This window comes from Bacillus sp. PDNC022 (assembly GCF_016919285.1).
Classification (GTDB): Bacteria; Bacillota; Bacilli; order Bacillales; family Bacillaceae; genus Bacillus; species Bacillus safensis.
Genome location: NZ_CP070345.1, coordinates 1,941,394 through 1,966,411 on the forward strand (window position 1 = coordinate 1,941,394; position 25,018 = coordinate 1,966,411).

General features: G+C 41.5%; 17 protein-coding genes, 16 tRNA genes, 3 rRNA genes and 1 pseudogene. 6 read left to right on the forward strand and 31 right to left on the reverse strand.

All coding sequences use genetic code 11. From position 1 onward, the window contains the following. Positions 1 to 73: 73 nt before the first annotated feature. Both JVX94_RS10105 and JVX94_RS19785 read right to left on the reverse strand, forming a co-directional pair. Positions 74 to 768: pseudogene (locus JVX94_RS10105) on the reverse strand (tyrosine-type recombinase/integrase). Between the two features lie 17 nt (positions 769 to 785). Next, positions 786 to 1,007 carry a hypothetical protein gene (locus JVX94_RS19785; protein WP_411210258.1) on the reverse strand — a complete coding sequence of 74 codons (222 nt, stop codon included), beginning with the start codon at positions 1,005 to 1,007 and terminating at the stop codon, positions 786 to 788. A gap of 268 nt (positions 1,008 to 1,275) precedes the next feature. Here JVX94_RS19785 and JVX94_RS19790 point away from each other — a divergent pair, with 268 nt between their 5' ends. Continuing rightward, complete coding sequence (locus tag JVX94_RS19790; RefSeq protein ID WP_193743937.1) at positions 1,276 to 1,416, forward strand: hypothetical protein; 141 nt, start codon at positions 1,276 to 1,278, stop codon at positions 1,414 to 1,416. A 505-nt stretch (positions 1,417 to 1,921) separates the two neighbouring features. Here the strand turns inward: JVX94_RS19790 and JVX94_RS10110 are convergent. The 6 genes from JVX94_RS10110 to JVX94_RS10135 form a co-directional block, all read right to left on the reverse strand. Then, positions 1,922 to 2,827, reverse strand: a complete 906-nt coding sequence (locus JVX94_RS10110; protein ID WP_205182935.1) for a PD-(D/E)XK motif protein — start codon at positions 2,825 to 2,827, stop codon at positions 1,922 to 1,924. Then, positions 2,805 to 3,536, reverse strand: coding sequence for a DUF6339 family protein (locus JVX94_RS10115; protein ID WP_205182938.1), 732 nt, complete (start codon positions 3,534 to 3,536; stop codon positions 2,805 to 2,807). Before JVX94_RS10115 ends, JVX94_RS10110 begins: the two co-directional genes overlap by 23 nt. Beyond that, the gene (locus JVX94_RS10120; RefSeq protein WP_024425357.1) at positions 3,536 to 4,480 is read right to left on the reverse strand and encodes a hypothetical protein; all 945 of its coding nucleotides are present in this window, start codon (positions 4,478 to 4,480) and stop codon (positions 3,536 to 3,538) included. Before JVX94_RS10120 ends, JVX94_RS10115 begins: the two co-directional genes overlap by 1 nt. Next, complete coding sequence (locus JVX94_RS10125) at positions 4,473 to 6,479, reverse strand: hypothetical protein (protein ID WP_205182941.1); 2,007 nt, start codon at positions 6,477 to 6,479, stop codon at positions 4,473 to 4,475. Before JVX94_RS10125 ends, JVX94_RS10120 begins: the two co-directional genes overlap by 8 nt. After that, a complete protein-coding gene (locus tag JVX94_RS10130; RefSeq protein WP_205182944.1) occupies positions 6,479 to 9,319 on the reverse strand; it encodes a Z1 domain-containing protein in 2,841 nt (946 codons plus the stop codon). The genes JVX94_RS10125 and JVX94_RS10130 overlap by 1 nt, the downstream gene beginning before the upstream one ends. A 543-nt stretch (positions 9,320 to 9,862) precedes the next feature. Further along, complete coding sequence (locus JVX94_RS10135; RefSeq protein ID WP_205182955.1) at positions 9,863 to 10,531, reverse strand: HNH endonuclease; 669 nt, start codon at positions 10,529 to 10,531, stop codon at positions 9,863 to 9,865. A gap of 102 nt (positions 10,532 to 10,633) precedes the next feature. Between JVX94_RS10135 and JVX94_RS10140 the strand changes: the two genes are divergently transcribed. Both JVX94_RS10140 and JVX94_RS10145 read left to right on the forward strand, forming a co-directional pair. After that, positions 10,634 to 10,885 (forward strand): DUF771 domain-containing protein, encoded by a 252-nt coding sequence (locus JVX94_RS10140; protein WP_240193749.1) that lies wholly within the window; start codon positions 10,634 to 10,636, stop codon positions 10,883 to 10,885. 100 nt (positions 10,886 to 10,985) lie between these two features. Beyond that, positions 10,986 to 11,813, forward strand: a complete 828-nt coding sequence (locus JVX94_RS10145; protein ID WP_205182957.1) for an Arm DNA-binding domain-containing protein — start codon at positions 10,986 to 10,988, stop codon at positions 11,811 to 11,813. Between the two features lie 179 nt (positions 11,814 to 11,992). Here the strand turns inward: JVX94_RS10145 and JVX94_RS10150 are convergent. From JVX94_RS10150 to JVX94_RS10245, 20 genes are all read right to left on the reverse strand, one after another. Next, a tRNA-Leu gene (locus JVX94_RS10150) sits at positions 11,993 to 12,074 on the reverse strand. 37 nt (positions 12,075 to 12,111) lie between these two features. Further along, positions 12,112 to 12,200 (reverse strand) — tRNA-Leu (locus tag JVX94_RS10155). Between the two features lie 14 nt (positions 12,201 to 12,214). Next, a tRNA-Cys gene (locus JVX94_RS10160) sits at positions 12,215 to 12,285 on the reverse strand. 5 nt (positions 12,286 to 12,290) lie between these two features. Further along, a tRNA-Gly gene (locus tag JVX94_RS10165) sits at positions 12,291 to 12,365 on the reverse strand. Between the two features lie 7 nt (positions 12,366 to 12,372). Beyond that, positions 12,373 to 12,444: transfer RNA gene (locus JVX94_RS10170), tRNA-Gln, on the reverse strand. A gap of 9 nt (positions 12,445 to 12,453) precedes the next feature. Continuing rightward, positions 12,454 to 12,529 (reverse strand) — tRNA-His (locus JVX94_RS10175). Between the two features lie 30 nt (positions 12,530 to 12,559). Next, positions 12,560 to 12,633 (reverse strand) — tRNA-Trp (locus JVX94_RS10180). Between the two features lie 13 nt (positions 12,634 to 12,646). Continuing rightward, a tRNA-Tyr gene (locus JVX94_RS10185) sits at positions 12,647 to 12,731 on the reverse strand. A 16-nt stretch (positions 12,732 to 12,747) separates the two neighbouring features. Further along, positions 12,748 to 12,820: transfer RNA gene (locus JVX94_RS10190), tRNA-Thr, on the reverse strand. Between the two features lie 6 nt (positions 12,821 to 12,826). Further along, positions 12,827 to 12,902: transfer RNA gene (locus JVX94_RS10195), tRNA-Phe, on the reverse strand. Between the two features lie 18 nt (positions 12,903 to 12,920). Next, positions 12,921 to 12,997 (reverse strand) — tRNA-Asp (locus JVX94_RS10200). A 4-nt stretch (positions 12,998 to 13,001) separates the two neighbouring features. After that, a tRNA-Met gene (locus tag JVX94_RS10205) sits at positions 13,002 to 13,078 on the reverse strand. Between the two features lie 15 nt (positions 13,079 to 13,093). After that, a tRNA-Val gene (locus JVX94_RS10210) sits at positions 13,094 to 13,169 on the reverse strand. A 34-nt stretch (positions 13,170 to 13,203) separates the two neighbouring features. Next, positions 13,204 to 13,278: transfer RNA gene (locus JVX94_RS10215), tRNA-Glu, on the reverse strand. A 17-nt stretch (positions 13,279 to 13,295) separates the two neighbouring features. Then, positions 13,296 to 13,386: transfer RNA gene (locus JVX94_RS10220), tRNA-Ser, on the reverse strand. A gap of 4 nt (positions 13,387 to 13,390) precedes the next feature. After that, a tRNA-Asn gene (locus JVX94_RS10225) sits at positions 13,391 to 13,465 on the reverse strand. Between the two features lie 9 nt (positions 13,466 to 13,474). Further along, positions 13,475 to 13,590: ribosomal RNA gene (gene rrf / locus JVX94_RS10230) — 5S ribosomal RNA — on the reverse strand. Positions 13,591 to 13,699: 109 nt separating this feature from the next. Next, a 23S ribosomal RNA gene (locus tag JVX94_RS10235) occupies positions 13,700 to 16,631 on the reverse strand. A gap of 182 nt (positions 16,632 to 16,813) precedes the next feature. Further along, a 16S ribosomal RNA gene (locus JVX94_RS10240) occupies positions 16,814 to 18,362 on the reverse strand. The 16S, 23S and 5S rRNA genes sit together here with 16 tRNA genes alongside, the layout of an rRNA operon. A gap of 316 nt (positions 18,363 to 18,678) precedes the next feature. Continuing rightward, positions 18,679 to 19,557: a nucleotidyltransferase-like protein gene (locus JVX94_RS10245; RefSeq protein WP_024425790.1), complete on the reverse strand. Its 879-nt coding sequence runs from the start codon at positions 19,555 to 19,557 to the stop codon at positions 18,679 to 18,681. Between the two features lie 189 nt (positions 19,558 to 19,746). Here JVX94_RS10245 and JVX94_RS10250 point away from each other — a divergent pair, with 189 nt between their 5' ends. After that, positions 19,747 to 20,094 (forward strand): YgzB family protein, encoded by a 348-nt coding sequence (locus JVX94_RS10250; protein WP_024425201.1) that lies wholly within the window; start codon positions 19,747 to 19,749, stop codon positions 20,092 to 20,094. Between the two features lie 35 nt (positions 20,095 to 20,129). On the opposite strand, the gene perR is transcribed toward JVX94_RS10250, so the two are convergent. After that, on the reverse strand, positions 20,130 to 20,567 hold the full coding sequence (perR, locus tag JVX94_RS10255; RefSeq protein WP_012009347.1) for a peroxide-responsive transcriptional repressor PerR: 438 nt from the start codon (positions 20,565 to 20,567) through the stop codon (positions 20,130 to 20,132). A gap of 157 nt (positions 20,568 to 20,724) precedes the next feature. Then, on the reverse strand, positions 20,725 to 21,192 hold the full coding sequence (gene bcp / locus JVX94_RS10260; RefSeq protein WP_024425791.1) for a thioredoxin-dependent thiol peroxidase: 468 nt from the start codon (positions 21,190 to 21,192) through the stop codon (positions 20,725 to 20,727). A gap of 129 nt (positions 21,193 to 21,321) precedes the next feature. Between bcp and JVX94_RS10265 the strand changes: the two genes are divergently transcribed. Together JVX94_RS10265 and JVX94_RS10270 are read left to right on the forward strand one after the other, a co-directional pair. Then, entirely contained in the window at positions 21,322 to 22,617 is a 1,296-nt protein-coding gene (locus JVX94_RS10265; protein ID WP_144472365.1) for a glutamate-1-semialdehyde 2,1-aminomutase, read from the forward strand. A 247-nt stretch (positions 22,618 to 22,864) separates the two neighbouring features. Next, positions 22,865 to 23,938 carry an FUSC family protein gene (locus tag JVX94_RS10270; protein WP_024425203.1) on the forward strand — a complete coding sequence of 358 codons (1,074 nt, stop codon included), beginning with the start codon at positions 22,865 to 22,867 and terminating at the stop codon, positions 23,936 to 23,938. Between the two features lie 168 nt (positions 23,939 to 24,106). On the opposite strand, the gene JVX94_RS10275 is transcribed toward JVX94_RS10270, so the two are convergent. Then, on the reverse strand, positions 24,107 to 25,003 hold the full coding sequence (locus JVX94_RS10275) for an ABC transporter permease (RefSeq protein ID WP_025093464.1): 897 nt from the start codon (positions 25,001 to 25,003) through the stop codon (positions 24,107 to 24,109). Positions 25,004 to 25,018 lie beyond the last annotated feature (15 nt).

Here is a 25,018-nt window from a genome sequence, read left to right on the forward strand (position 1 = left end):
TATCCCTCCTTTAACATTATAAATATACAATAATTTGAATATTTAATCAAAGTAGATTGATTGAAAAGTTCATTTACATTCTGACATTAAGATTAATCAATGGTGAAAAGTATTTATGCTTATCCATCACATCATCACTAAACAGATTGACATATACTCTCACCATTACTATACTCGTATGCCCTAATTCAAAAATTCCTGCACCATTCTTTACACTTAATTTTGCAAAGGTATGTCTAAACGTGTGGCAGGAGCCTCTTCCCCCTTTAATATCTGCCTGCTTGCCGTAATAGGTCACTCTGTTCTGAAATTGCCTTTTAGACATTTTTCACCATCATGAGTGACAAATAAAGCATCCGTGTCCATTCCCCCACGAATTTGAATATATTTTAGTAATTGTGTTTTCATCTTTGACTGTATAGGTACGATCCACTCTTTATACGTCTTAGTATTTCTGATATGAAGTTTAGATTCATTCAATAAAATGTCTTGAACATAAATTCCATCTAATTCGCTCACACGTATGCCTGTTTCAAGCAGTAATAGTATAATCTCTCCAACAAATGAGCGTAAATTTGGCTGATTAAAAAGCGTTTGAAGCTGTTCATTAGTAAAGGTTTCAACTACTTTCCTACGGTCTTTTAGTAGCTTTATGTAATTTAGTGGATTTTTTAAAATATGCCGTTCGCGATTCAAAAAATTAGAAAATGCTCTAATGGCTCTTAAACGTGTGTTAATGCTAACTGTTTGTAATCCTTTTTCTTTCATGTCCAGAATTATGCTTTTTATTTGGTAGGAGCAGGGTTAAATTCCTTTTCTCGAATTATTTTATAAAAAACCGATAATTCATTTCTGTAATATTGGATTGTTTGTGGTCTAAGATTTCTTATTTTACAATCGTCAACAAATAAAGAAAGAGCCGTTTTAAAATCGATTTCCTTTACAATTCTCGGTGAGTTAATAATGGATAATTCATCATTTGATAATTCATTTGTACGCCTTGTCATAAAATTTCCTCCTTGTTTAATGACAGGTACGCACACGATTATATGTACACGTTATTTTTATAAGAATCGTATTGAAGATAAATAAAAAATGTTCCTTACAAAGTGTAAGAAACGTTGATTTCACTGCATTAGCAAGCAGTAATAAGATACCGGTGGCCGGGGTCGAAATAGGTTAATAAATATTGAAATTACAAGGTTTTATTCGGTTAAAGTGTAAAACTTGTGTAAAAGGATTTTTATTTGTAAATATTAAAAGAACAACAGCCTCATGGGACGGTATTTCCGTAACCGGATTGGTGTTCCTTTCGGTGGGAGAGTATACGCACAGGATGTCATCGCTTACGGAAGAACAAGTGTGAGAGTCTATAAAATTGATAATGAAACCTATTTCATGGATTTTGGAGTGTAAAGAAAGACAAGTATTGGCGCGTATGCCATTACTATGACTGACTGGCTGGCGTTTACGGTGGGCAGATTGGCGTTGCTTTGTTCTCCGGAACAGCGATTAAGTATTAGTATAATAATTCTTTTCCCGTTATTTACATCAACTTTACATGCAAATAACTAACCTTAACATATATGTGTTACAGTTATTTTTGAGACCTCATATCCTCAGTATACCGGAGGATTATCGTCACTTTTCACTAATTATTTGGGTGGGTTTTTCTTTCGAACCGGAATGAAAAAACAACAACTTACCACCAAAGTAAGTGTGAATGATAAACTCCCTTTGTTTAATAACCGGAAAAAGTGGTCTGTTTGATTTTTCACCCACTCCTTACTCGAATTAATTTTAAAAACGCCTCTGAAGAGGCGTTTTCTGAATTGAGTTATCTTGGCAAAACCTTCTTTGCGTTCATCTGGAGCGTTGAAATTACGTCCTTGATGCTCATTTTAAAAAAACATCACTATTTCTATTGGAATTCCTTCAAGTCGATAACTGCCCCATTCAAACCATCTAAATCTAATGTATAAACGAGTCCGCTAATATGTTTTGGCAACTGTTCATCTTTAAAACTTTCTGGTACGATTTTTGGGAAGCTTTCATCGACTTCATATTTCTTTACTTCGAGCAGGCGATATGATTTTCTTCGAACCTCACTGCCAAGTGGATATTTTAGCTTTTCAAGTGCACGTTCTATTTCCGATTTTTCTACTCCCAATTCTACTAATTTTGTTACCATATCCTGAATTGAAATACCGTGTACATCTGGCTCAAAACGATAAAATAACAAATATTTTGCTTTTAGCTGGTATTGACTATTAATTGTAATTTTTGAACCATATCGTGCTACAGTCGATTTCACCTCATAACTCCCATCATTACAATTAAAATCAATAGAACCACCAAATGGTCCAACCCAAGAAACGTCCCTTTCTTCTTTAAGCAAATGATAATAACTTAGCATTTCTGCTATTACACTATAGGTTGCCTTTTCAATATTGGCATTGCCCATCAGTTCTTTCATCGAATGCCACCATGAGATTGGATTCTGTTTGATTTCTTGATAGGATTCTGCATTGAGTACTTTCTCTAAAAAGCCTGAACAAATAATTGCAAAATCATCGTATAACTTCGGATGATCGGATAGCAACATTAATAAATGCCGTTCTTCACCACCAACTACAATTTCTTTCGTATAATAAGATATGCTGGCAAACCGCTCATTTACATGTTTATCTGTCGGGATTTCAATTGCAACACCTTGCTTCCCATCAATTTTTATAATCCAATAATAAAGCTCTTTGAACGCGATGGAACGTTTTGCAGATATTCGAAAATAAGCGAACCTATCTCTAATTTTTTGTAATTTTTCCATATACCGGACTCTTTTCTCCAATTGTGCAAAAATCATTTAAAAAATAATTATACAAATCAGTTACGTATGTTTCTATGCCACCTTCTACTAAATTAGGTTCAATCATATTTAACCGTGCGGTGTTTAATTTCAACACACGACGAAATAATTGTGGAACTTTGCTACTAGCATGTATTTTATACTGACGCATAATTTCGCGTGTCAGTTCTAAACGATAACCGCCGGTGCCTGATCGGTCGAGTAGCTGTAGGATTTCATCCGACGAATCATCTTTTAATGTATCGAACGTTTCTTCCTCTGTTCCTTGCCAAGAAAGATGAATATACCACCAAATACCTTTCAGCCAAATACGACGTGTTCCTTTAAAAAAACGTTGATCATTCATCCCATAACGTTCGTATACTAAGTCCGGAAATACTTCTAACGATAAATAACGCCATATCTCATCTTGAGCTGCTAATCTCTCATTAAAGCGGTAATATTCTTTTAGTACACGGTACAATAACAATCCCATATGCAAATCAAATGCATAAGAATTAATTTTCTTCATTCCATCCATTAAAAATGTTTTTTTTTCATTCATCATGATTTCACGCAGCTGATCGAAAGGCGCTTTGACTTGTCGTGGTGCACAGTTTTCCGGTTCGGACATAATTTGCTGAAACTTAAATTTTGCTTGTGCTTTTGTATATACCACACTTTCCCACACTACATTTCACCTGTCTTTACTCTTGTCTCTAAATCTTTGCGAAGAGACATCGCAAGTTTTTCTGGCGTATCGAAATCCCAATTCAGAGTTGTTTTAAAATAATGCATGACTTGCCCAATAGAACCTTCTTCGCAGTTTCTCCCGTCTTGAATATCATACCAATCCGGACATTCCATCAAGTTTTGCAATATAAGCTGAAGGGCGCTTGCTAAAAACTCCACATATAATGCTTGATCGAGCTTCGTTTTCGGGTTTTGAATCGACGGGAATGCGACATGTGCTTTATTTAAATAAATCGCGATATATTCTTTGTCAAACGGTTCAACTAAAGGCTCAGTATAATTGAAGTCGACATACCATAAAGGTTTATCCGGTTCATTTACAAGCACAATCGGGAATGTCGAACCAGATCCATCTAAAATAATAGCCCATTCTACTAACTTCCCTAAGATCGTACCTGGTAGTTGTGATTGTCCATGCATTCCATTGCGGCTCGCTTTTTTTAAATAAATGACAATTGAAATATATACTTCGCCAAATAATTTATCGTTTGGGAAATAATAATCAATAGGTATAATCAAACCATTCAGCGTTGTACTTGTAATGGTTCCAACCGGGATAACACCGCGCTGAGAAGATTGCTTTGACAGCCATTGCATCGCAATCCCTAACTCGGCATCACTATTTACCAATTGCGTTGGTCCGAACAAACTGGATGGACATCCTAGTTTTAAATTGCCTGAGAGCCCAAAACCTTTTTCTACATAGTCCCAGCTATCATCTTCATTACTCAACAATGTTTTATATTCATAGTCTTCAGTTTGATTGAGGACATATTCTCTACCATCTTCACCCCTGTAAAAGAACTGGAAATCTATCGAGACATCTAACAATTCTTCCATAGCCTCATTATAAAGTCGATGCATGCTAATCTTATTAGCCATTGTCTACACTTCCTTCTGGCTTCATCAACATTTCGACTTGCACATGAGGGTCAGTACAAGTGAATACTAATATACCTGAACATTCAACTGGCACTTCGCTTTTCTCAATACGTATAGCATGCAACACTTTGCTGTCACTTTTTTGAGCAGAGGACCTCCCAAATAGACCCATAGTATTTGGGAAAGAATAGTACGTAATTTGTGCAGGGAATGGTGTCCCTACACTATCTACTGATTCCCAATCCATTGCTGAGATTTTCCCACCTTCGGAAGCAATATATAACTCTATTGTAAAAGCAGCAACATTTTTTGCTAGTTTCAATTGAAAATGAACTTCTAAAGTACCAGTTTCTAAATATTTTTGTGATACAATCGTAAAACTATTGCCACGATTACCTCTAATAGTGGGAGGCTTCGGACCGCCCGCTCGATTGCGACTGGAAGCACGACGTCCAAATCCGGTCGGCGGTAATAGCATCTTTCCAACATTGCGTGCTAGTTTATTAAGAGATTGCTTTTCTTTCACTTCTTTTTTATTTTCAAATGACGCTTTGATTTTACGGCGAGCTTGTGCTCGAATTTTCTCAACAATATCAAACGGTTTACTTTTTATAATAAGGTCTGTCCAAGTGGTGTGATCTGCCATCTCACTTTTTCGTAAATAGCCCTCTAAATCTACGACATCATTTTCTGGATTCAGTAATTTCGTATTGGAATTTGGCACAAAAATAGCCACTAAATATTCGTTCTCTTCTGTTGCACCCAGTCCTTTACACCATTCGCCATCTGTTTCATAATTCACAATCATTCCCGGTCTTCTTGCATAAGCCATTATTGGAGCATTTTGCTCAACATACAGATTCTTCTTATTCACACATGTAAATGGACTCGGACCATTTAAAGGTGCTAGCATATCTAGCTCCTTCATAGTGAACTTCCTATACGCTACTCGCCCCGCGTTATTTACTTTATTGTGTTCAAAGTAATTACGAATTTGAATGTCATTGACAAAATAACGATTTGAATTAACACCGAGTGCAGCTGCGTTGTACATTAATTGTAACTCAAGGAATACTGGTAAAAAATCGTCCTTTTCTAGCCTCTCTCCATTGACATGCCCGTCTAAATATTTTCCATAATGATATTTTTTATTAGCTAAGCGCGGTGCATACCAACGTTGCATTCCCACTCGTATATAATCGACTACATTTGATTCCCATGGCTTGTTTTCATCTGGATTGATTTCGTGCTTAATTAGTAACTGCTGATCATCAATAAATGGAATTATGATTTTTGTACCAAGACGGTCACCCTCAAACGGCTCAATAGATAAGGATTGTAAAATATCTCGAATCAATACTTGATCTGTAATTGGAATAGTATCAAATTGATCAGATGAAATACGTTGTCCCCACCAGGCAATTCCGCTCGGGACTTTTCCGGCGGATCTTGGAATAATCGGATCCGGCATTTTCTCGTTTTCTACTAATGTCACAGCTAAACGATGCTCGTAACAACCATTGTCATTTAAAATATGTGTATAGTAAACAACTAAGCCAATGCCTATACGGAAATAAACTGTTTTCCCTAATCCCCAAGACCCGCCAGCACCTGGTGTTTCTTGTGCCATGCTAATCCCATAGATTAGTTTGAAAATATTGCCATTTGGTGAACGTTTAAAGTCTAATGAACCCGTTAATCCGGTTGTATTGGCATCTTCAATATAAATCGCCTTTTGTGGGGAGGCTCCATACTTTTCGATTAATCGATCTGTAATTCCATCCAAATGCTTAGCAAAGTTCGGGACATTGACATCCTTGATGCCAATGTCCACATACACAGAGTCATGCCCTTCTACACGAATACCCGCATCTAAACTATTTTGCACAGCTTCACGGACAAGTAAATCTAAAATCGGTAAATCGTTATTTTGAATAAGTTTTAATAATGAACTGCCAGTTTGGGACATTTTCCCAAACTCTGCAATCTCAATTTGCATTACTCATTTCCTTCTTCCGTTTCAGACTCCCCCATTGGATTCTCAATTCGAATTGACAATTTTGTAGCTAAATTTTTGCCCGAACGATACCCCGGAACAAACAAACTAACACCAATTAAATCTTCTGAAGCATTTAAGTCATAACGTTTATCAGCTTCTTTTGTATTTGGGCCTTGTCCTTTTTCAAATTTTGAATCTTTATCAATACGATATATAAGTAGCTGAGGTGTTAAACCAATACCGGCAACTTTACGTATCTCATTTACAACACTTTTCTTTTGCTGTTTTTGATCAATTTCTTCTAATTGATCTTCAATACGTGCGCGCTCTGCTTTCCCAGCTTGTGTTAACTTAAATTCCTCTGGAATAGAGTCATACATTTCTTTCGTCATATCTGCATATAAATCAGATGGAGTACGTAACACACCAATATTAATTTTTTCGCCAGTAGCCGATCCACGACGACTACGTGTAGCTAGCCCTACACCACGACCACAGACTATCCATTGTTTATGTGTGAGATCATCTAACTTACCACTGCTAGATAAAACGACATTCCAGTTAGTAAAACCGGCTTCCGTTTGTTTCTTTTGATACCATTCAAAAAAGGTTTCAATATTAGAGAATTCACCATTCTGACTAAATGTAAATTTACGGAAAAAGTCATCCATAATTTGTTGGAACGACACATCTACCCAATAGAGACCTCGATTATTCCGTGTTTCGTTTGGCGAACCTAAATGATTTAGAAATTGTTCGGTTACATTGATATTTTGTCTCTGAATAACCGCATCATCATCAAATACAATGGTCTGACTCGATGTCCCAGAGAAGTCCAAATCGATTTCCTCTGCACTTTGCATACGTTTTTTTGCTGTAATTCGCAACCATGATACTTTCGGTGAGTTTTTAATTTTTGGTCCGTATTCGTTGGCATCCATACCTTCTAAAATATATGTTTCAATATCCTCACGTAATTCTTCCTCAAGGGTAGCCATAAATCTAAATTTCGCTTCTGTATCCTTTGTTAGCCAAATACGCGGTAACATTTCATAACCTTTACGATAACCAAAGAAACGCCCCATTTGAAGTAACGTATCTGCCTGAGAGGTCGCACGAAGGAAATATGTGCTTACTAACCCCTCAATAGTTAAACCACGCGATAATGTACTACCACCAATAACAATAAATGCTGGCGCTGGAGCAGGGTAATTTGGTGATTTTGGATCTGGATATACTAAACGTACATGCTCTAAATCTTCCGTTATACCATTATTTGCACAGTTATCGATGCATAAATGCAATCCGTCATGATATTCCAATCGTTTTGTATCTTCTAACACATTGATGTGAGAAGGATATTGACGGATTAAACGTTTTAGCTCTTCTTCAATTTTTTCAAATGGCGGATAATCTTTTACATCCTCTTTATTTGGATAAACTTCAAACTCCATTTCAAAGTCTTCTTTTGTAAATTTTTTTTGCTCTTGTTCATATAATACTTTACAATTTTCAATAATTTGCGCTTTCGATGTACTTCTGAAATACGAGTTGATTAAATCAGCAAAAATTTGATGATGTATTTGCTTTTGACTCGTATGTACAAGCATACTTATCGGCTTTTTATATTTACGATAACGCATAATGGAAGTAGCTAATAAAAACCAATGGAGTGCATCTTCAAATGATTGTGGTAAATATGATTCCTCTCCTTTATGAATACCATCTACTACTAAATCACGGTCGTTAATGGAAATTTCACGAACAATTGGCAACCCGCGATAATATTCATTATTGTCTAAACCAAAAATTTGTTTGGCACCAAAATATTCTTTCGCCGGATTTAGAACAGCAACAAAATCACGTGGGTATAAGGACTCTTGTGAAGCTTCATTTAAAAAATTTGCATAGGGTGTAGCTGTATAACTGACGTAATTCATACTTAATGGTTTCGAACCATCATTTGCTTGAATATTCACGAGTTCTACAATTGCTTTATTCAATGCTGTTCGTTCCGCCAAGGAATCATTTACATCATTTGTATTTATTCCACCTTGGTCGGATTCATCATCAATAATAATAATACGCATTTGAGAAAGCTTTTTTCCATCTTCTTTTAACCATTGAATTAAATCATTTAATCGTGTCTTATTTTTCAAGCATACATTTAAGTAACGGTCACGTGACCTTTCATTCAATAAAAGACTGCTGACTTTATGGGAAGAACCCGGCTTTAATGAAAGCTGACTTAAACGTTCCCAAGAAAGATTTCCTGGATTTTTCAAGTCATCCATGAGACGATCTTCTGTTTGTTTACGCAAATTTTCAATTGTTCCGGATAAAACGATGAATAAATTAAACTCCCAATCAGCTGCCATTGCCATTAATGCAGCCATACTTGCTGTTTTACCTGACTGCACATGACCAATGGTTAAACCTTTTATCGGATTCTCTGTCTCTACCCGGAGCTTTCTTAAAATACTGATTGTTGTATTTTCAACATCTTTTATCGATTCATCAGTCCAACGTTGTTGGATTAACTTGTTCTTATATAATAGCCAGCTACTTGCGGCGCTAGTTGGAATCGTCAAATCATTATCTATCCGACGACTTAAAATACGATTATTGGCAATTTTCTCTTCAATCAACTGTTCAAGCTCTTCTGCCTCACGCAAAAAATCTACGATCGCCAACCACATTTGTGCATTCAAATCTTCTGGAATCTGATCGGCTTCTTGTAATAATTCAAGTTTATATTTTAGCCCCTCTACATCATGCTTGCCATAATATTTAATAAAATCCCAGTCCCGTCCTTTTTTACGCAACCTTTCGACTGCCATTCGATGCTCATCATACTTTGGGGAAGAAAAATCGTTCATAACATTTATCATGGTCATATCAATTATTATTAACCTCTCTTTCTATTTTTTTAAAATCTATTATTTGTTCGGGCATATTTTCAATGATGGCTTCATTGAGTGCCGCCAATTCTCCCAGTTTTAAAGGATTTAAAGAGCATCGTTACAGTTATGCCCATTAGGATTTCCTACCTCTGTTTCTAATGGGTACTATTTCCCGGTGCAAATAATACGCCCTAGCCATATAATAATAATTTTACTACAATTCCTGAAGAAATTGGTATTCTAGGAGAAAAATCATTTTAATTATTAACCATGTCATGCCTTAAACTTTTTCAGATGATTGTATTCTGGGGGAAATTATGAAGTAGATAACCGGATCTGCACTATTTCTCTGTAGTGGAGCGAATATCATTTGCGTTCAGTCTAAATCTTTTCTGCTGGAGTCTCTAAAAAGGAAGAAATGATTAATATCTATCATGATAAAAATGGAACCCCTTTGATAAGGAATTCCAACTAGCTCTTTTATAATTTTAATAGCACTTGCTTCCTTCTTTTTTCGATTGCCATAGTTAGCTCTTCTACCGACAGGGTACTTTCCCTTTTACGATGAATCATACTGTGGCAGTTTAAACATAGAGGAACCAAATCAGTTTCAGGATTAATACTTGTTCCCTCCCGAAGTTCCGAAAGTTGGATTACATGATGGATTTCGATAAAATGGAAAGCCAAATCTTTTCCGTAAAACAAATTAAAGTCAAAACCACATGCTTTGCAAACCGTCCCATGTATTTCGATTGCCTTTGCTCGGTTTTTTAAACTCCTTTCGTAACTTACATGTGTTTTGACTCTTTTTGCGCCTTCCTGGTCAGGTATAAAATCATCTTCAATCAAACTTGTCTTGTTCATTTCAGTTGCGTAAGCACTAGCGCCTACTGCCATGCTTTTGGTTGTTGATAAAATAAAAATTGAGGGCTTATCAGCATAAACTTTATAGTCAACTAAAAATACCCTACCATAATAGATAAATTGGGTCTGATGTATTTCTCTGTAAAATAAATAAATAGAATCATTCTGGGATCCAGCATTAATAAGCCTTTCATCATTCGTATGTCCACTACCTTTAGTATCTAGTGGTCTATCATTAGAGTCAAAAAGAGTATATGTTAATAAACTAGAAATTGCTTCTCTCAAATAATCAAACTCCGGAAATAATATTTTTACATCCCACTCACTTGGGTTAACTTCACTAACAGCATGGGTAAACTTGTGTAATTCATTGTTTCAAAAGTAGAGTTGCAAGAACTAAAACAGCAGCAATTAAAAGGCGTTTATTGGTCAATGAAGGATCTTGAACAAGACTTAGTAGAAAACATGAATGGATTAAAGAGAATATTCTTTATCCAAAAAGGTTTCGAACATCGCTTGATGTGGAATATGGCGGGTTTGTCTTTTATCCAAAAACAAAAGGGCAAACATGGTGTTTTCAAGCTACAAAAAAAAGCTGAGTTTTTGGAGAAAAATTCCCACCAAATATTTAGTAATTAACAATATTCATGAAGTGTAACTACAAAATTTATTGAAACTTGTTAAGATAGGGGTAACCTATTTCGGCCGTCCACCCCTATCATTAAAGTGAGGGGAAAATATGGCTAACATTCAAAAGAGAGGTGAAACATATCAGTTTACAGTAAGTCATGTTGTAAACGGGAAGTCAAGACCAATTCGCAAGGGAGTCTTTAGTACTAAGAAAGAAGCTCAAATAGCAGCGGCAGAAATAGAGTCACAACTAAGCAAAGGATTGCTTCCGCCTCTAACACCTGTTCCAATAGATGAGTATTTTGACAAATGGGTTAAGCTTTATAAGACAAATATAAGTGTTACTACTCTTAAGCATTATGAATACACGTCTAGGGCAATAAAAGCAGATTTCGGCTGTAATAAAGCTAAGGAAACCGTGCTAAAGGTCAATACTCATATTCGTTCTTGTGTGAAGGACGCAGTGGATGAACAAATTATACATCGCGATTTTACTAGAAATGCTAATATAACTTGGACAGTTCCTGCTAAAAAATCTGATCAAAAGAGCTTAAACTATAAAGAAAGCAAATTGCTGTTAAAAGAGATCTGGAATCGACTTGATCAAGGATTGGGTTATTCACTATTACTATTAGCTTTAACATCAGGAATGCGTTTTGGAGAGCTTGTAGGATTAACGAGAAATGATTTTGATTTTGTAAACAATACTATCAGAATCAACAAAACATGGGGCTATTTGAAAAGACATCACGAAGGCTTCGGTCCTACAAAAAATGAGCAATCAAACCGAACTATAATAATGGATTCCAAGACTATGAAGCACTTTAAAAAGCTATTTAAAAATATGCCTACAAATATTCATCAGTTAACATTTTATAGTACAGCATCTAAATACAAAGTAATTAGCAACACGAAAAGAGCTGCGAGAGAAAGATGAACAAGAGAAACAATCAATGTATTTGAGAAAATGATTGTGTAAAAAATGTATAAAATCATTCGAAATTCAATCGTTTCCTATCGCATACTCGATAAAAAGAAAAAGCTCGCAAACCCTTATAAATCAAGGCTTACGAGCAAAATAATCTTCTTTTAAATTAAGCAATATAATAATACTGATACCGGTGGCCGGGGTCGAACCGGCACTCCGTGAGGAACACGATTTTGAGTCGTGCGCGTCTGCCAATTCCGCCACACCGGCATGATCATTAAAGAGCGCATCTTATATTAAAAAACAATGGTGCCGAGGGCCGGACTTGAACCGGCACGGTAGTCACCTACCGCAGGATTTTAAGTCCTGTGTGTCTGCCAATTCCACCACCCCGGCAGTCTTTTCAAAAAAGGCGACACCCGGATTTGAACCGGGGATAAAGGTTTTGCAGACCTCTGCCTTACCACTTGGCTATGCCGCCATTATTGGAGCGGAAGACGGGATTCGAACCCGCGACCCCCACCTTGGCAAGGTGGTGTTCTACCACTGAACTACTTCCGCACATCAACTGGGCTAGCTGGATTCGAACCAACGCATGACGGAGTCAAAGTCCGTTGCCTTACCGCTTGGCTATAGCCCAATAATAAAATGGGGCGATTGATGGGAATCGAACCCACGAGTGCCAGAGCCACAATCTGGTGCGTTAACCACTTCGCCACAACCGCCATAGATGTTATGAATCATATTAAGAAAATTGGCAGGGGCAGTAGGAATCGAACCCACACCGGAGGTTTTGGAGACCTCTGTTCTACCTTTAAACTATGCCCCTATGAAAATAAAAATGGTGGAGGGGGGCGGATTCGAACCGCCGAACCCGGAGGGAGCGGATTTACAGTCCGCCGCGTTTAGCCACTTCGCTACCCCTCCACTTTTTGAAAAACAGTGCCGGCAAGAGGACTTGAACCCCCAACCTACTGATTACAAGTCAGTTGCTCTACCAGTTGAGCTACACCGGCAAATAGTGGTGGCTCGGGACGGAATCGAACCGCCGACACACGGATTTTCAGTCCGTTGCTCTACCAACTGAGCTACCGAGCCAAGTATTCTTTTGAAAAATGGCGGTCCGGACGGGACTCGAACCCGCGACCTCCTGCGTGACAGGCAGGCATTCTAACCAACTGAACTACCGGACCATTTTGGTTGCGGGGGCAGGATTTGAACCTGCGACCTTCGGGTTATGAGCCCGACGAGCTACCGAACTGCTCCACCCCGCGACGATATAAAAGATATGGTGGAGGATGACGGGCTCGAACCGCCGACCCTCTGCTTGTAAGGCAGATGCTCTCCCAGCTGAGCTAATCCTCCGAATAAAAAATGCTGGTGTGTATTCTATAAAAAATGGTGACCCGTACGGGATTCGAACCCGTGTTACCGCCGTGAAAGGGCGGTGTCTTAACCGCTTGACCAACGGGCCCTTTATTATGTAAATTGTGGCGGAGAGCAAGGGATTCGAACCCTTGAGACGGGGTTACCGCCTACACGATTTCCAATCGTGCTCCTTCGGCCACTCGGACAGCTCTCCAAATTGGCTCCGCAGGTAGGATTCGAACCTACGACCGATCGGTTAACAGCCGATAGCTCTACCACTGAGCTACTGCGGAATGAAGAAAGCCTGGCGATGTCCTACTCTCACAGGGGGAAACCCCCAACTACCATCGGCGCTGAAGAGCTTAACTTCCGTGTTCGGTATGGGAACGGGTGTGACCTCTTCGCCATCATCACCAGACAATTTAGTGACAAAAGATATTATACTATGTATTGAAAATAAATCAAGAGATATTTTAAAAATGTTCTCTCAAAACTAGATAACAATGTTCATGCTTCACATTAGAATATAGGTTAAGTCCTCGATCTATTAGTATCTGTCAGCTCCACGTGTCACCACGCTTCCACCTCAGACCTATCAACCTGATCATCTTTCAGGGATCTTACTTCCTTGCGGAATGGGAAATCTCATCTTGAGGGGGGCTTCATGCTTAGATGCTTTCAGCACTTATCCCGTCCGCACATAGCTACCCAGCGATGCCCTTGGCAGAACAACTGGTACACCAGCGGTGCGTCCATCCCGGTCCTCTCGTACTAAGGACAGCTCCTCTCAAATTTCCTGCGCCCGCGACGGATAGGGACCGAACTGTCTCACGACGTTCTGAACCCAGCTCGCGTACCGCTTTAATGGGCGAACAGCCCAACCCTTGGGACCGACTACAGCCCCAGGATGCGATGAGCCGACATCGAGGTGCCAAACCTCCCCGTCGATGTGGACTCTTGGGGGAGATAAGCCTGTTATCCCCGGGGTAGCTTTTATCCGTTGAGCGATGGCCCTTCCATGCGGAACCACCGGATCACTAAGCCCGACTTTCGTCCCTGCTCGACTTGTAGGTCTCGCAGTCAAGCTCCCTTGTGCCTTTACACTCTGCGAATGATTTCCAACCATTCTGAGGGAACCTTTGGGCGCCTCCGTTACATTTTAGGAGGCGACCGCCCCAGTCAAACTGCCCACCTGACACTGTCTCCCTGCCCGATAAGGGCAGCGGGTTAGAAGGTCAATACAGCCAGGGTAGTATCCCACCGATGCCTCCACCGAAGCTAGCGCTCCGGTTTCCAAGGCTCCTACCTATCCTGTACAAGCTGTACCAACATTCAATATCAGGCTGCAGTAAAGCTCCACGGGGTCTTTCCGTCCTGTCGCGGGTAACCTGCATCTTCACAGGTACTATAATTTCACCGAGTCTCTCGTTGAGACAGTGCCCAGATCGTTGCGCCTTTCGTGCGGGTCGGAACTTACCCGACAAGGAATTTCGCTACCTTAGGACCGTTATAGTTACGGCCGCCGTTTACTGGGGCTTCAATTCGCACCTTCGCTTACGCTAAGCGCTCCTCTTAACCTTCCAGCACCGGGCAGGCGTCAGCCCCTATACTTCGCCTTACGGCTTCGCAGAGACCTGTGTTTTTGCTAAACAGTCGCCTGGGCCTATTCACTGCGGCTTCTCGGGGCTTTAACACCCTAAGAAGCACCCCTTCTCCCGAAGTTACGGGGTCATTTTGCCGAGTTCCTTAACGAGAGTTCTCTCGATCACCTTAGGATTCTCTCCTCGCCTACCTGTGTCGGTTTGCGGTACGGGCACCTCTCACCTCGCTAGAGGCTTTTCTTGGCAGTGTGGAATCAGGAACTTCGCTACTAAATTTCGCTCGCCATCACAGCTCAGCCTTTACGGGAAACGGATTTACCTATTTCCCAGCCTAACTGCTTGGACGCGGATATCCAATACCGCGCTTACCCTATCCTCCTGCGTCCCCCCCATTGCTCAAATGGTGAGGAGGTGGTACAGGAATATCAACCTGTTGTCCATCGCCTACGCCTTTCGGCCTCGGCTTAGGTCCCGACTAACCCTGAGCGGACGAGCCTTCCTCAGGAAACCTTAGGCATTCGGTGGACGGGATTCTCACCCGTCTTTCGCTACTCATACCGGCATTCTCACTTCTAAGCGCTCCACCAGTCCTTCCGGTCTGGCTTCACAGCCCTTAGAACGCTCTCCTACCACTGTTCGTAAGAACAGTCCGCAGCTTCGGTGATACGTTTAGCCCCGGTACATTTTCGGCGCAGAGTCACTCGACCAGTGAGCTATTACGCACTCTTTAAATGGTGGCTGCTTCTAAGCCAACATCCTGGTTGTCTAAGCAACTCCACATCCTTTTCCACTTAACGTATACTTTGGGACCTTAGCTGGCGGTCTGGGCTGTTTCCCTTTCGACTACGGATCTTATCACTCGCAGTCTGACTCCCAAGGATAAGTCATCGGCATTCGGAGTTTGACTGAATTCGGTAACCCGGTAGGGGCCCCTAGTCCAATCAGTGCTCTACCTCCGAGACTCTTACCTTGAGGCTAGCCCTAAAGCTATTTCGGAGAGAACCAGCTATCTCCAGGTTCGATTGGCATTTCACCCCTACCCACACCTCATCCCCGCACTTTTCAACGTGCGTGGGTTCGGGCCTCCATTCAGTGTTACCTGAACTTCACCCTGGACATGGGTAGATCACCTGGTTTCGGGTCTACGACCACGTACTCATGCGCCCTATTCAGACTCGCTTTCGCTGCGGCTCCGCATCTTCTGCTTAACCTTGCACGGGATCGTAACTCGCCGGTTCATTCTACAAAAGGCACGCCATCACCCGTTAACGGGCTCTGACTACTTGTAGGCACACGGTTTCAGGATCTATTTCACTCCCCTTCCGGGGTGCTTTTCACCTTTCCCTCACGGTACTGGTTCACTATCGGTCACTAGGGAGTATTTAGCCTTGGGAGATGGTCCTCCCGGATTCCGACGGAATTTCACGTGTTCCGCCGTACTCAGGATCCACTCTGGAGAGAATAATATTTCAGTTACAGGGCTGTTACCTTCTTTGGCGGGCCTTTCCAGACCTCTTCGCTTATATCATTCCTTTGTAACTCCGTATAGAGTGTCCTACAACCCCAAGAGGCAAGCCTCTTGGTTTGGGCTGTTCCCGTTTCGCTCGCCGCTACTCAGGGAATCGCATTTGCTTTCTCTTCCTCCGGGTACTTAGATGTTTCAGTTCCCCGGGTATGCCTTCTCATACTCTATGTATTCAAGTATGGATACTACTCCATTACGAGCAGTGGGTTTCCCCATTCGGAAATCTCCGGATCAAAGCTTGCTTACAGCTCCCCGAAGCATATCGGTGTTCGTCCCGTCCTTCATCGGCTCCTAGTGCCAAGGCATCCACCGTGCGCCCTTTCTAACTTAACCATTTCTTACTTTAGAAAGAATCACTATGTGTGATGAACTTTGCATTGCATTCAATGTGAATGTATTACTTATTGTTATCTAGTTTTCAAAGAACAATCCTGTCTCGCTAGAGACATGTTTTGAAGGAATGATCCTTCAAAACTAAACAAGACGAAAACGTACGCTGCTCCATATATCCTTAGAAAGGAGGTGATCCAGCCGCACCTTCCGATACGGCTACCTTGTTACGACTTCACCCCAATCATCTGCCCCACCTTCGGCGGCTGGCTCCATAAAGGTTACCTCACCGACTTCGGGTGTTGCAAACTCTCGTGGTGTGACGGGCGGTGTGTACAAGGCCCGGGAACGTATTCACCGCGGCATGCTGATCCGCGATTACTAGCGATTCCAGCTTCACGCAGTCGAGTTGCAGACTGCGATCCGAACTGAGAACAGATTTATGGGATTGGCTAAACCTTGCGGTCTTGCAGCCCTTTGTTCTGTCCATTGTAGCACGTGTGTAGCCCAGGTCATAAGGGGCATGATGATTTGACGTCATCCCCACCTTCCTCCGGTTTGTCACCGGCAGTCACCTTAGAGTGCCCAACTGAATGCTGGCAACTAAGATCAAGGGTTGCGCTCGTTGCGGGACTTAACCCAACATCTCACGACACGAGCTGACGACAACCATGCACCACCTGTCACTCTGTCCCCGAAGGGAAAGCCCTATCTCTAGGGTTGTCAGAGGATGTCAAGACCTGGTAAGGTTCTTCGCGTTGCTTCGAATTAAACCACATGCTCCACCGCTTGTGCGGGCCCCCGTCAATTCCTTTGAGTTTCAGTCTTGCGACCGTACTCCCCAGGCGGAGTGCTTAATGCGTTAGCTGCAGCACTAAGGGGCGGAAACCCCCTAACACTTAGCACTCATCGTTTACGGCGTGGACTACCAGGGTATCTAATCCTGTTCGCTCCCCACGCTTTCGCTCCTCAGCGTCAGTTACAGACCAGAGAGTCGCCTTCGCCACTGGTGTTCCTCCACATCTCTACGCATTTCACCGCTACACGTGGAATTCCACTCTCCTCTTCTGCACTCAAGTTTCCCAGTTTCCAATGACCCTCCCCGGTTGAGCCGGGGGCTTTCACATCAGACTTAAGAAACCGCCTGCGAGCCCTTTACGCCCAATAATTCCGGACAACGCTTGCCACCTACGTATTACCGCGGCTGCTGGCACGTAGTTAGCCGTGGCTTTCTGGTTAGGTACCGTCAAGGTGCGAGCAGTTACTCTCACACTTGTTCTTCCCTAACAACAGAGCTTTACGATCCGAAAACCTTCATCACTCACGCGGCGTTGCTCCGTCAGACTTTCGTCCATTGCGGAAGATTCCCTACTGCTGCCTCCCGTAGGAGTCTGGGCCGTGTCTCAGTCCCAGTGTGGCCGATCACCCTCTCAGGTCGGCTACGCATCGTCGCCTTGGTGAGCCATTACCCCACCAACTAGCTAATGCGCCGCGGGTCCATCTGTAAGTGACAGCCGAAACCGTCTTTCATCCTTGAACCATGCGGTTCAAGGAACTATCCGGTATTAGCTCCGGTTTCCCGGAGTTATCCCAGTCTTACAGGCAGGTTACCCACGTGTTACTCACCCGTCCGCCGCTAACATCCGGGAGCAAGCTCCCTTCTGTCCGCTCGACTTGCATGTATTAGGCACGCCGCCAGCGTTCGTCCTGAGCCAGGATCAAACTCTCCGAGGTATGCAGGATGCATATCACACATGCGTTGCTACACGATGTAGCGAACTTAGCATGTGATCATTTCCTGCCTCGCCAGTTTGACTGACTACCTATGAAGTATCATAGGATTTTTTTATAAAAACTCGAATTAACAGGTACGTTTTGTCTTGTTTAGTTTTCAAAGATCATCTTCATTATCGCTCAGAGGCGACTTTCTTAATATAACATTTGAGCGCCGTGTGCGTCAAGTGTTTTTTGGAATTTCTTTTTGTCAGCTTTTCTTTCAAAGCAACTCAGTTGCTCGTTAGCGACGTTTAATAATATACCATCATAATATTCATGCGTCAATATCTTTTTTCACAAAATATCCTCGATGATAGATTTTTTGTCCCTTTGTCTCAATTGGCTCCACTTGAACAATTCCTTTTTCCACAAAGAAATCAATCATCACGCTAAGGTCAGGCGTGAAATACTTTAGATCAGGGTGTGCAAGAAGCTCACCAAAAAGCCATATATCCTTCTGTTCCATGACATGACGCAAATGAGCGGCACCAATCTCCGCTTTTGAATGGATCAAAAAATCATTTGCTAAAAATAGAAGTTCCAAACGCTTATGCAGACTTTCATGGCTTTCAATCAGTTCTGAATAAAGTTTGTATACTTCCGGCTCCATATGACGCACTTGGTTCCAAACGGTCACTTCTGGATGGAAGCCTTTATCAATTACTTCAATACGTGCTAAGTGATGCAGGGCATGCACAATGGAATTATATGCATCAAGGAATTGATTTGACTCAAAAAATGCTTTTCCTTCTATATATCTGCGAATGAGCTTGCCATATTCTAAACCGATTTTAAGCTTGCGGTTTGAAAACGGGAATGTACTTAGTTCATCAATTAAGTTGAAGATATATTCATTTCGATCAAATAGGACTTTGCCATTCAAAATCCAATCGATGATTCGGCGGTTAGTACCGAGGGTAATCCATTCCTTCAGTTGATCATCTGTGACAACATTTAAAGAAGCTGTTTGGTGATCTGATTCATAGTGCTTGATAAATAACGGCTCTTCCGCTTCTTTTACGATGACTAAAAGTGCTGCATCAAAGTTATCCGTCTCAGAAGATACTTTATGTCTTCTTTCTACTATAATCACAGCTAATGTGTCTGGATGGCTTGCTCTCTCTTGATAAATAGGACGGAGAAGATTTTCCATAGTGATTCCTCCAATACTCGGGTGTAAAGTTCTTCTCTAATGCTATGTATTTCTCCTCATAGAATCAAAATTCCTTCAATACATGAAAAAAGATCATTGAATCATTATAAGCAATTTATTCACAAAACTCTATAACTAATTCAAACGGAAAGGTAAAATGTGCTATATTGGAGATAAGGGGGACTAGGGATGGCGAAATACTCCAGTAAGATTAATAAAATCAGAACATTTGCACTTAGTTTGGTTTTTGTTGGCTTTCTGATCATGTATATCGGTGTGTTCTTCAAGGAATCGATCTGGCTGTCGACTTTCTTTATGCTGCTAGGCGTCTTATCGATTGGATTAAGTACAGCCGTTTACTTTTGGATTGGTATGCTTTCTACGAAGGCGGTACGTGTCGTTTGTCCAGGCTGTGAGAAGGAAACAAAAGTGCTTGGGCGGGTGGACATGTGCATGCATTGCAGGGAGCCGCTTACACTTGATCCAGCATTAGAAGGTAAAGAGTTTGATGAATCCTACAATCGAAAAAAGTCATAAAAATAAGCTGACCATTTAAACGGTCAGCTTTTTCATTAATGATTTTCTTTTTTCGCACATTCTTGACAAGTACCATAGATCTCCAAACGATGATGACTGACTTTAAAGCCTGTCACATGGGATGCAAGCTGTTCAACTTCATCAAGGCCAGGATAGTGAAAGTCTACGATTTTTCCGCAGTTTTCACAAATCGCATGGTAGTGGTCAGATGTCGCAAAATCAAATCGGCTTGAGGAATCACCATACGTTAATTCCTTTACTAATCCAGATTCCCGGAAGACTCGTAAATTGTTGTAAACCGTTGCGACACTCATGTTTGGAAATTTTCCTTCAAGTGCTTTATATATATCGTCCGCGGTTGGGTGAGTCATAGAATTTACGAGAAACTCCAAGATGGCATGGCGCTGCGGAGTAATTCGAACACCGGTTTCTTTTAGAGCATCTAAAGCGTCTTTTAGTTCGTGAGCAGCCATTTCATCATGCACCTCTCTTCAAAAATATTCTTATATTATAATCTTTATAAATAGTGTACCCCCAGAGCAGAAACTTTGTCAATTACAATCCTCTTTTTTACCTATTCTTCTTTACAAAAAAGACCGGCATGACTGCCGATCTCATCCTGTGAGGATATTAAGCGTGAGCTTTCAATTCCTCAAGCGCTTCCTCTACGTGGTCTTTTACCTTTACTTTTCGCCATTCTTTCACAAGCGTGCCTTCTTTATTAATAAGAAACGTTGAACGCTCGATTCCCATATATTCTTTGCCAAAATTCTTTTTCAGCTTCCATACCCCAAAGGCTTCAGACAATTTCTGTTCATCGTCTACAAGAAGCAGAAACGGCAAATCATGTTTTTCTTTAAACTTTTGGTGCTTGTCCTGACTGTCTGGGCTTACACCGATAATGACAGCATCTAATTCTGCAAAGCTTTGATGGCGGTCGCGGAAATCACATGCTTCTGTTGTACAGCCTGGTGTCATATCTTTTGGATAGAAATAAAGAACAATATGTTTTCCTTTAAAATCAGAAAGCTTTACTTTCTCCCCGTTGTCACCGGTTAATTCAATGTCAGGTACTTGCTGCCCTACTTCGATTGTCATGACACAATCCCTCCAACCTATTTTTTAATTAGCCTATCCAATTTTGAGAGGATATTCAACTAAGGACGCTTGCATCGGCATGTTAAAATAATGATAGACGACGTGATACGTTGAGATAGGAGGCTATTTATGAAATTCACAGAATCAGAAAAATTACATCAAGAGGCGCTGGAGCACATTGTTGGAGGTGTCAACAGCCCGTCTCGTTCATATAAGGCAGTAGGCGGCGGTTCACCCGTTGCGATGGAAAGAGGAGAAGGCGCTTATTTTTGGGATGTTGACGGAAACCGCTATATCGATTATCTGGCTGCATACGGTCCTATTATTACAGGACACGCCCACCCGCATATTACAAAAGCCATCACGAAAGCGGCTGAAACAGGTGTCCTTTACGGAACACCAACGAAGCATGAAGTCACTTTTGCTAAAATGCTGAAGGAAGCCATGCCTGCTTTGGACAAAGTTCGTTTTGTCAATTCAGGTACAGAAGCGGTGATGACAACGATTCGAGTAGCTCGCGCATATACAGGCAGAACAAAAATCATTAAGTTTGCCGGGTGCTACCACGGCCACTCTGACCTTGTGCTAGTGGCAGCCGGCTCTGGTCCTTCCACTTTAGGAACACCTGATTCAGCGGGCGTACCAAAGAGTATCGCTAATGAAGTCATTACCGTTCCATTTAATGATATTGACAGCTATAAAGAAGCATTAGACCGCTGGGGTGATGAAGTAGCAGCTGTCCTTGTCGAGCCAATTGTCGGGAACTTTGGCATCGTAGAGCCTAAGGACGGTTTCCTGCAGCAGGTCAATGACCTCACACACGAAAAAGGCGCACTGGTGATTTATGATGAAGTCATTACCGCTTTCCGCTTTATGTATGGTGGTGCACAGGACTTGCTTCAAGTAAAACCTGACCTCACTGCATTAGGAAAAATTATTGGCGGCGGACTTCCTATCGGCGCTTACGGCGGTAAAAAAGAAATTATGGAACAAGTCGCTCCGCTTGGACCAGCCTATCAAGCTGGCACAATGGCAGGAAATCCTGCATCCATTCTTTCAGGTATTGCCTGCTTGGAATTATTAAAAGAAGACGGCGTTTACGAGCGTCTTGACCAGCTTGGCGCTATGTTAGAAGAAGGCATTTTAGCCCATGCCAAAAAGCATCAGGTAGATATTACAGTGAATCGCTTAAAAGGCGCTCTCACAATTTATTTCACAACAGAAACGATTGTGAACTACGAGCAGGCTGAAAATACGGATGGCGAAATGTTTGCCCGCTTCTTCAAATTAATGCTCGCGCAAGGCATTAACCTCGCTCCTTCTAAATATGAAGCTTGGTTCTTAACGATCGCACATACTGAAAAAGATATTTCTGAGACGCTAACAGCAGTAGATCATGCATTTGCACAGCTGAAACAATCATAATGAAGTCCAAAACAGGCGTAAAAACATGCGCCTGTTTTTTTATTGACCAGCTCTTGTTTGTCAAAAGCGTGCGAATCTGTTACATTTCTTCTCAATACCTTCTTTAGATGTTTTCATGAACTTTCAAAAATCACTTGAATATTTCGGAAGACCGCTGTATATTACTTAGTTGTTTCATCAAAATATGAATGATAAATGACGAGTGATCATCTATTATCGAAAAGAAAGGAATGCAGGGACAAAACCAATGAAACTTGGAGCCCGTATTTTAAAAACTGGTATTGCCATTGTACTCGCGCTTTACCTGGCAACGTGGCTTGGGTTGCCAACACCCGTCTTCGCGGGAATTGCAGCTGTATTTGCTATCCAGCCATCTATTTATCGATCTTTTTTAACCATTGTTGATCAAGTGCAAGCCAATATTATTGGAGCAGCACTTGCCATTACGTTCGGTCTGCTTTTTGGCACAGGACCAGTCATTATCGGTTTAACCGCCGTCATGGTCATCGCCATTAATTTAAAGCTGAAGATTGAACACACCATTCCGATTGCACTTGTAACCGTCATCGCGATTTTAGAAAGTGCAGGGGATCATTTCCTTTCCTTTGCCTTAATTCGAACAGCTACTGTGGTGTTAGGAGTTCTTTCTTCATTTTTAGTGAATTTAATCTTCCTGCCGCCAAAGTATGAAACAAAACTTGTTCATCACATTATGGAAAATACGGAGGAGATTTTAAAATGGATCCGTCTGACCTCCAGACAGTCTACTGATCATTCCACTTTAAAGGATGACATCGATCAAATAAAAGAACGCATGATCAAATTAGATCACATTTACTTGTTATACAAAGAAGAACGAAGCTATTTAAAGAAAACCACGTATGTCAAATCAAGAAAGCTTGTTTTGTTCAGGCAGGCCATTATGACATCAAATCGCGCGTTGTATTTACTGAAAAAGCTTCATAAATTAGAAAATGAAATTCATTTGATGCCAGAGCATTTCAGGGAAAGCTTAACGGATGAAATTGATTATTTATTATATTGGCATGAGCGCACCTTGATGAAATTTGTCGGAAAAATGAAGCCGCAGGACGATGAATTTCAAAATGAATGCTCTCTTCGCCTTGAGACGTTAACGAAATCATTTATTCAGCATCAGCAAAACCAAGAAAATGACCTGCTCGATTACAACATGCTGAATGTCATGTCCAGCATCATCGAATACCGTGATGAATTAGAGCACTTAGATACATTGATTACAAGCTTCCAGACGTATCACCCAAAAGATAGTGAAATTGAGACAGAAGAAAAAGAAGCATAAACAGAAAAGACCGATTCCAAGAATCGTCCTTAAATTGTTGACAAAGAGCTAAAATGGTCTTTATTTTAGCTCTTTGTCATCCAGTCTAGGAAGAACGAGCCTGGCACGCAGGACTGACACCAATGCGAGGGTTTGACCGCGCGCTGAGACCGATTATGAGAATCGGTCTTATTTTATTTTCTTCATTTTAGGATCCAATGTATCTCTTAATCCATCCCCCATCAAGTTAAAGCCTAGAACCGTCAGCATGATCGCTATCCCTGGGAAGAATAATGTCCAAGGGGCTTGAACGAGATAAGGTCTCGCATCGGCGAGCATTTTCCCCCATTCTGGGCTTGGCGCCTGTGCGCCTAACCCTAAAAAGCCTAGAGCGGCTGCCTCAATAATTGCGGTTCCGATTGCTAGCGTTGCCTGTACGATGACTGGCACCATACTATTTGGCAGAATGTGACGCAGTACGATGCGGCGGTGTGACATCCCCACCGCCTTTGCTGCCAGCACGTATTCTTCTTGTTTAATACTCAGCACTTTTGAACGAACGAGCCGTCCAAAGGTTGGGACATTAATAATCGCAATGGCAATAAGGGCATTTTGTAAGGAGGGGCCTAGAATGGAGACAATAGCAATCGCTAATAGAATGCTAGGAAAAGCAAGTAAAATATCAAACAGTCTGGAGATCACAGCATCTAGCACTCTTCCGCCATAGCCTGCAATCAATCCAAGCAGTGTGCCTAAAATGACAGACCCGAGGACCGAGAAGAAGCCCACCCATAAGGAAATCCGTGCTCCATGCACAACTCTTGAAAAGATATCTCTGCCGAAATCATCCGTACCAAACCAGTGTGCAGCTGAAGGGGCACTAAATCGCTCACCGAGTGATTGTTCATTGATTCCATAAGGAGCAATGAGCGGTGCAAAGATTGCTAGGATCAGAAATAAAAAGACTATCACACTGCCAATGACTGCCAACTTATGCTGAAAAAACTGCTTCATTGATTCAAGAATCAATGATTGAGAGCGTTCATCTTTTGGCTGAGGTGGTTCAAGCTCTTTTTGTGCTTCCATATTGTCACTCTCCCT

Bases quoted from the DNA above. Each gene is read 5' to 3' on its own strand.
- JVX94_RS19785 (WP_411210258.1), bottom strand. From the start codon at position 1,007: ATGACAAGGCGTACAAATGAATTATCAAATGATGAATTATCCATTATT.
- JVX94_RS19790 (WP_193743937.1), top strand. From the start codon at position 1,276: ATGGGACGGTATTTCCGTAACCGGATTGGTGTTCCTTTCGGTGGGAGA.
- JVX94_RS10110 (WP_205182935.1), bottom strand. From the start codon at position 2,827: ATGGAAAAATTACAAAAAATTAGAGATAGGTTCGCTTATTTTCGAATA.
- JVX94_RS10120 (WP_024425357.1), bottom strand. From the start codon at position 4,480: ATGGCTAATAAGATTAGCATGCATCGACTTTATAATGAGGCTATGGAA.
- JVX94_RS10125 (WP_205182941.1), bottom strand. From the start codon at position 6,479: ATGCAAATTGAGATTGCAGAGTTTGGGAAAATGTCCCAAACTGGCAGT.
- JVX94_RS10130 (WP_205182944.1), bottom strand. From the start codon at position 9,319: ATGGCAGTCGAAAGGTTGCGTAAAAAAGGACGGGACTGGGATTTTATT.
- JVX94_RS10145 (WP_205182957.1), top strand. From the start codon at position 10,986: ATGGCTAACATTCAAAAGAGAGGTGAAACATATCAGTTTACAGTAAGT.
- JVX94_RS10245 (WP_024425790.1), bottom strand. From the start codon at position 19,557: ATGGAAAATCTTCTCCGTCCTATTTATCAAGAGAGAGCAAGCCATCCA.
- JVX94_RS10250 (WP_024425201.1), top strand. From the start codon at position 19,747: ATGGCGAAATACTCCAGTAAGATTAATAAAATCAGAACATTTGCACTT.
- perR (WP_012009347.1), bottom strand. From the start codon at position 20,567: ATGGCTGCTCACGAACTAAAAGACGCTTTAGATGCTCTAAAAGAAACC.
- bcp (WP_024425791.1), bottom strand. From the start codon at position 21,192: ATGACAATCGAAGTAGGGCAGCAAGTACCTGACATTGAATTAACCGGT.
- JVX94_RS10265 (WP_144472365.1), top strand. From the start codon at position 21,322: ATGAAATTCACAGAATCAGAAAAATTACATCAAGAGGCGCTGGAGCAC.
- JVX94_RS10270 (WP_024425203.1), top strand. From the start codon at position 22,865: ATGAAACTTGGAGCCCGTATTTTAAAAACTGGTATTGCCATTGTACTC.
- JVX94_RS10275 (WP_025093464.1), bottom strand. From the start codon at position 25,003: ATGGAAGCACAAAAAGAGCTTGAACCACCTCAGCCAAAAGATGAACGC.